The 5921-nt window shown below is 60.7% G+C and carries 6 protein-coding genes; 3 read left to right on the top strand and 3 right to left on the bottom strand.

Features of this window, described 5'->3' with window-relative positions; all coding sequences use genetic code 11:
• From hda to AC1DLB_RS18975, 3 genes are all read right to left on the bottom strand, one after another.
• Nucleotides 1–646 (bottom strand): DnaA regulatory inactivator Hda (gene hda / locus AC1DLB_RS18985; RefSeq protein ID WP_477785437.1); only part of this gene is annotated, 646 nt, incomplete at its 3' end.
• Nucleotides 647–876: 230 nt separating this feature from the next.
• The gene (locus AC1DLB_RS18980) at nucleotides 877–1950 is read right to left on the bottom strand and encodes an AI-2E family transporter (protein ID WP_018925123.1); all 1074 of its coding nucleotides are present in this window, start codon (nucleotides 1948–1950) and stop codon (nucleotides 877–879) included.
• Nucleotides 1951–1982: 32 nt separating this feature from the next.
• Nucleotides 1983–3032 (bottom strand): DUF2066 domain-containing protein, encoded by a 1050-nt coding sequence (locus AC1DLB_RS18975; RefSeq protein ID WP_477744260.1) that lies wholly within the window; start codon nucleotides 3030–3032, stop codon nucleotides 1983–1985.
• Nucleotides 3033–3416: 384 nt separating this feature from the next.
• Here AC1DLB_RS18975 and purM point away from each other — a divergent pair, with 384 nt between their 5' ends.
• From purM to AC1DLB_RS18960, 3 genes are read left to right on the top strand one after another with little or no spacing between them, the layout of a single operon-like run.
• Nucleotides 3417–4475, top strand: a complete 1059-nt coding sequence (purM, locus tag AC1DLB_RS18970) for a phosphoribosylformylglycinamidine cyclo-ligase (protein WP_007936066.1) — start codon at nucleotides 3417–3419, stop codon at nucleotides 4473–4475.
• The gene (purN, locus tag AC1DLB_RS18965) at nucleotides 4475–5125 is read left to right on the top strand and encodes a phosphoribosylglycinamide formyltransferase (protein ID WP_018925121.1); all 651 of its coding nucleotides are present in this window, start codon (nucleotides 4475–4477) and stop codon (nucleotides 5123–5125) included. Before purM ends, purN begins: the two co-directional genes overlap by 1 nt.
• A gap of 8 nt (nucleotides 5126–5133) precedes the next feature.
• Nucleotides 5134–5847 (top strand): DUF3108 domain-containing protein, encoded by a 714-nt coding sequence (locus AC1DLB_RS18960; RefSeq protein WP_477785436.1) that lies wholly within the window; start codon nucleotides 5134–5136, stop codon nucleotides 5845–5847.
• The last annotated feature ends 74 nt before the right edge of the window (nucleotides 5848–5921 follow it).

The following is a 5921-nucleotide window of genomic DNA, read 5'->3' as shown; positions in this document are numbered from 1 at the left end:
AGGCCTGATCGAGGCGCTCAAGCAGCTCGAAAAGCGCACTCATGCTGCGAGTACCGCGAGTCAAAATAAAATGACCGACTTCGTCAGTCAGGTGCAGGCCACGACGGGAGGCGCGCAACTGCAAGGCACGCAACTTGTCTTCGTCAGAGAGCGGACGCATCTGGAAGATGAGCGCCAGTGTCAGCCGAGACTTGAGGTCCGCCAGCTTCACCGGTAGTTCGCGCGGGGATGTCGAGGCGGCGATCAGCAGACGCCGACCGCTGTCACGCAGACGATTGAACAGATGGAACAACGCCTCTTCCCAATCCGCCTTGCCGGCGACCGCCTGCAAATCGTCCAGGCAAACCAGTTCGTATTGTTCGAGGTTGTCGAGGATTTCGATGCCGCGGTCCATCAACTCGGCCAGCGGCAGATACACCGCCGGTTCACCCATCTGCTCGAAACGCAGGCAAGCCGCCTGCAACAAATGCGTGCGCCCTACCCCGTGCTTGCCCCAGAGGTAAATCAGGCTTTCCGTCCAGCCGGCGTCGGCTTCGCACAGCCGCTCGACATAGCCGAGTGCAGCGGCATTGGCGCCTGGGTAGTAATTGATAAAGGTGGCGTCATCACGCAGACGCACACCTAGGGGCAGCTGAATCGGTTTCATGCTGACTGAACAGTTCCAAAGGAACCGTTAGTGGCCTCTGTGTAAAGTTTGCGAAGTTTATACCCGTGAAGCTGACGGCACAATGCGACAGACCACAAGCAAAATCAAAGGTTTGCGTTAACGTGCTGGTTTTATGACAGTTTCTTTGGCGGTGCATGTGACAGCCGCGCGAGGGATACGGGCAAACCCGGCGTGAAACCAGGCTGCCCGCGACGAGCGATCAAAAGGCCTTACTTCTCAGACTCGTCGACACCGCCGTAGATATCCGAATCTTTATACAAATCATGCACATGGCGCACCAGGACCATGATCACCGCCGCCACCGGCAATGCCAGCAGCACCCCGGTAAAACCAAACAGCTCGCCGCCGGCCAGAATCGCAAAGATCACCGCCACCGGGTGCAGGCCGATCCGGTCACCCACCAGCAACGGCGTCAGAACCATGCCTTCCAGCGCCTGGCCGACCATGAACACCGCGACGATACCGATCATGGGATACAGATCGCCACCGAACTGGAACAGGCCGGCAATCAACGCCGCGCCAATCCCGATGACAAACCCCATGTACGGCACGATCGCCGCCAGGCCGGCAATCAGACCGATCAACAACCCCAGTTCCAGCCCGACGATCATCAAGCCAGCGGCGTAGATCACACCCAGCGCCAGCATCACCAGCAACTGTCCGCGCACGAACGCCCCAAGCACTTCATGGCATTCCCCAGCCAGGGTCATGACACGCTCTTCACGATCACGCGGCAGCAAGCTGCGGATCTTGGCCATCATCAGGTCCCAGTCGCGCAGCAGATAAAAACTCACCACCGGGATCAGCACCAGATTGGCCAGCCAGCCGATCAGCGCAAGGCCTGAAGCCGTCGCCTGACTCAGCACCACGCCGACAATGTCGGTGGTCTGGCCCATGTGCTCGCTGATCGCCGCCTTGAGCTTGTCGAACTTCCAGAAGCCCTCCGACAAACCCAACTTCGATTGCGCCCACGGCAACGCGGTGTGCTGCAACCAGTCGAGCATCTGCGGCGCCAGTTCATACAAGCGAAACAGCTGCTTGGCGAGCATCGGCACCAACACCAACAACAGCGTGGTGAGGACCATCGTGAACAACGCGAACACCGCCACCACGCCCCATGTCCGGGACAAGCCGAGCTTCTCCAGCCGATCCACCAGCGGGTCGAACAGATAGGCCAGCAACAGCGCCACCAGGAACGGCGTCAGGATCGGATGCAACAGGTAAACAAACGCGCAAAGCAGGGCCACCCCACCGAGCCAGAACCAACGCCGCGTATCGGCCATGTACCACTCCTGCTTCTATATAAAGAAAAAACTCACCAACGGAAATGCAACTGCGGCGTCGGGGCAGGCGCTGGCGCTGCGGCCGGCGCAGAACCCACAGTCACCGGCTGAACAGGTGCCGGCACCTGACTGGCCGGAACCTCCTGCAATTGCGCCAGGGACAACTGAGCTCGCAGCTGATCGGCACTGCCGTTGACGCGATAAAGCACGCGGTCACCATCGACACTTTGCAGACGCGCGCCAAAAGGCTCCAACAAACGCCCAAGCGTCGCATAACGCTCCAGATTCATGCCCTGAACTTCCAACAATTGCTCACCCGACGCACCTGGCTTGGCAACGAAACGCGACGCCAGACGCTCGCTGACCGCCAGCATCACCGCATCGGCCACGGCGGCGGTATCGGCGCCCTGCACGCTGCCGGCCTCTTTCTGATCGCCCAGCCACAGTCGCCACTTGGCTTGCCATTGCCCCCCTTCTTCACGGGCATGCACCGCCAGCAAGGCATCGGCATTGTAACGATCGGAGGCACTGCGCAGTGGCGCAGGGTCGGCACCTTCCAAATTCGGTGCCGTGGCGACGATCTGTTCATTCAGGTCAGCCAGCGGCAAACGCAGCGGCAGGCCTCGGTGCTGAGCCGCCCGACGCAAGGGCGCAGCACTGGCCTGACCATCGCCGACCAGGCTCGAACCTTCGGTGGAATCGTTCAACCACCAGCCGAGGATCGACGGCCGATTGGCCCCCCACACGGCCAGCCCGGCACGACGCAAGGCCTGCTCGGTGGTGGCCGGGTCGAAATCGACTTTCAGCACTTGCGGTGGCCCGGCGTCGTAGCCGAACTGACTGATGATCTGCTGAGGGTCTTTGCGCACGGTCGCAAGGCCAGGGCTTTGCGCCGCCTTGGGATCGCCGGTCAAGCGCAACACCAGCGTTTCCAGCGCCTGCTGAGTCGCCTGGTCGCGCTCCTCCGGTGTCTGGCCGCTGACCGGTTGGCGCACTTGATAGAGGCCTTTGACGGTTTCGGCATGGCTGGCCAGGCTGACCACGGATAAACAGCCCACGAACAAGAATTTAAGAAAACGCATGGAAGATTCCTGACGACAAGAGCGGCTGGAACAGACCGCATGAAGACGATTGAGCCAGGGCTGTGACCGCAGGCCCAAGCAAAACATTCACACGATCGCGGTAAGTTTTCGCACTGTCATAACGATAGACGGTTAACGTCGTACCTTATACAGCCATGTGGGACGTCGCCAACACGGGCAATATCAGTTTTTTTAACGCGATATGCCCCTGCCCGTCGGCACGAGGATGGCCGCTGCCCCTCAAGCCTGATAAAATCGCGCGCCTTCGCAGACCGGCTACAGCCGGGTAGTGTCGAAATAGCGCGTGAGGCAATTGCCTCATCAATTTCGACAGGCCCGCTGAACTCGGTCGTTACCCCTGAATCCCCCCTAAAGGCCTGGATCATGAGCAAGCAACCCTCCCTGAGCTACAAGGACGCCGGTGTAGACATCGACGCCGGTGAAGCATTGGTCGAACGCATCAAGAGCGTCGCCAAGCGCACTGCGCGCCCGGAAGTCATGGGCGGCCTGGGCGGTTTCGGCGCCCTCTGCGAAATCCCGGCCGGTTACAAACAACCGGTGCTGGTATCGGGCACTGACGGCGTCGGCACCAAGCTGCGCCTGGCGCTGAACCTGAACAAGCACGACAGCATCGGCATCGACCTGGTGGCCATGTGCGTGAACGACCTGGTGGTCTGCGGCGCTGAGCCGCTGTTCTTCCTCGACTACTACGCCACTGGCAAACTGAACGTCGACACCGCTGCTCAGGTTGTAACCGGCATCGGCGCCGGCTGTGAACTGTCCGGCTGCTCCCTGGTCGGCGGCGAAACCGCTGAAATGCCTGGCATGTATGAAGGTGAAGACTACGACCTGGCCGGCTTCTGCGTCGGCGTCGTGGAAAAATCCGAAATCATCGACGGTTCGAAAGTCGCTGCCGGCGATGCCCTGCTCGCCCTGCCGTCTTCCGGCCCGCACTCCAACGGCTACTCGCTGATCCGCAAGATCATCGAAGTATCGGGTTCCGACATCGAGAATATCCAGCTCGACGGCAAACCGCTGACCGACCTGCTGATGGCTCCGACCCGTATCTACGTGAAGCCGCTGCTCAAGCTGATCAAGGACACCGGCGCCGTCAAAGCCATGGCCCACATCACCGGTGGCGGCCTGCTGGACAACATCCCGCGCGTACTGCCAAAAGGCGCTCAAGCGGTGGTTGACGTCGCGAGCTGGACCCGCCCTGCGGTGTTCGACTGGCTGCAAGAGAAAGGCAACGTCGACGAAACCGAAATGCACCGCGTGCTGAACTGCGGCGTCGGCATGGTCATCTGCGTGGCTCAAGAGCACGTTGAAACCGCGCTGAACGTCCTGCGTGAAGCTGGCGAGCAGCCATGGGTCATCGGTCAGATCGCCACCGCTGCCGAAGGCGCGGCTCAGGTCGAACTGAAGAACCTCAAGGCTCATTAATGTCCCAGACCTGTGATGTGGTGGTGCTGCTGTCCGGCACCGGCAGTAACTTGCAGGCCTTGATCGACAGCACGCGGACCGGCGACAGCCCGGCCCGCATTGCTGCGGTGATTTCCAACCGCGCCGACGCCTACGGCCTGCAACGCGCCAGGGACGCGGGTATCGACACCCGCACCCTGGATCACAAGGCTTTCGAGGGCCGCGAGGCCTTCGATGCCGCGCTGATCGAACTGATCGACGCCTTCAACCCCAAACTCGTGGTACTGGCCGGTTTCATGCGCATTCTCAGCGCTGACTTCGTGCGCCATTACCAGGGTCGCCTGCTCAATATCCATCCCTCGCTGCTGCCCAAATACAAAGGGTTACACACTCATCAGCGCGCGCTGGAGGCCGGCGATACGGAACACGGCTGCTCCGTGCACTTCGTCACCGAGGAACTCGATGGCGGACCACTGGTCGTACAGGCAGTAATACCGGTAGAGTTGCACGATTCGCCGCAGAGTCTGGCGCAGCGAGTCCACACCCAGGAACACCTGATCTACCCGATGGCCGTACGCTGGTTTGCCGAAGGCCGTTTATCACTCGGCGAACAAGGTGCTTTACTGGACGGACAGTTACTCGCGGCCAGCGGCCACTTGATTCGAACCTAGGAGATTTTATGCGTCGTGCCCTGCTCTTCGCTTGCGCCCTGCTCGCCCTGCCGTTTGCGCAGGCCGCGGACCTTCATCCCTTCTCCGCCAGCTACACCGCCGACTGGAAGCAACTGCCCATGAGCGGCACCGCCGAACGCAGCCTGACCAAGGAAGCCAACGGCGTCTGGAAACTCAGCTTCAAGGCATCGATGATGATCGCCAGCCTGACCGAAGAAAGCACCCTGACCCTGGACAAGGACACGCTGCTGCCGCAGTCCTACCACTTCGAACGGGGTGGCCTGGGCAAAGCCAAGAAGGCTGATCTGGATTTCGACTGGACCAACAAGATGGTCACCGGCACCGATCGCGGTGACGCCGTCAAGCTCCCGCTCAACCGCGGCATGGTCGACAAGTCCACCTATCAACTGGCGCTGCAGCATGACGTGGCCTCCGGCAAGAAAAGCATGAGCTATCAGGTCGTCGATGCCGGCGAAGTCGATACCTATGACTTCCGCGTGCTGGGCTCGGAGAAAGTCGACACCAAGGCAGGCCAGATCGATGYGGTCAAGGTCGAGCGCGTGCGCGATCCGACACAAAGCAAGCGCATCACCGTGCTGTGGTTCGCCAAGGATTGGGATTACCTGCTGGTCCGTCTGCAACAGGTCGAAACCGACGGCAAGGAGTACAACATCATGCTCCTCGACGGTACGGTCAACGGCAAGACGGTCAAAGGCAGCTGATCCGGACCGACATGAAAGCCCCGCAAACGCGGGGCTTTTTTTCGTCTGGCGTTAAGCGGGGGACAGGACAATGA

It is taken from the genome of Pseudomonas sp. 05N434 (assembly GCF_056396965.1).
Note: the sequence above shows the minus strand (reverse complement) of the source record. Positions and strands in the feature narration are given on the sequence as shown.

Coding starts and splice junctions, on each gene's coding strand:
- AC1DLB_RS18980 (WP_018925123.1), bottom strand. CDS start 1,950: ATGGCCGATACGCGGCGTTGGTTCTGGCTCGGTGGGGTGGCCCTGCTT.
- AC1DLB_RS18975 (WP_477744260.1), bottom strand. CDS start 3,032: ATGCGTTTTCTTAAATTCTTGTTCGTGGGCTGTTTATCCGTGGTCAGC.
- purM (WP_007936066.1), top strand. CDS start 3,417: ATGAGCAAGCAACCCTCCCTGAGCTACAAGGACGCCGGTGTAGACATC.
- purN (WP_018925121.1), top strand. CDS start 4,475: ATGTCCCAGACCTGTGATGTGGTGGTGCTGCTGTCCGGCACCGGCAGT.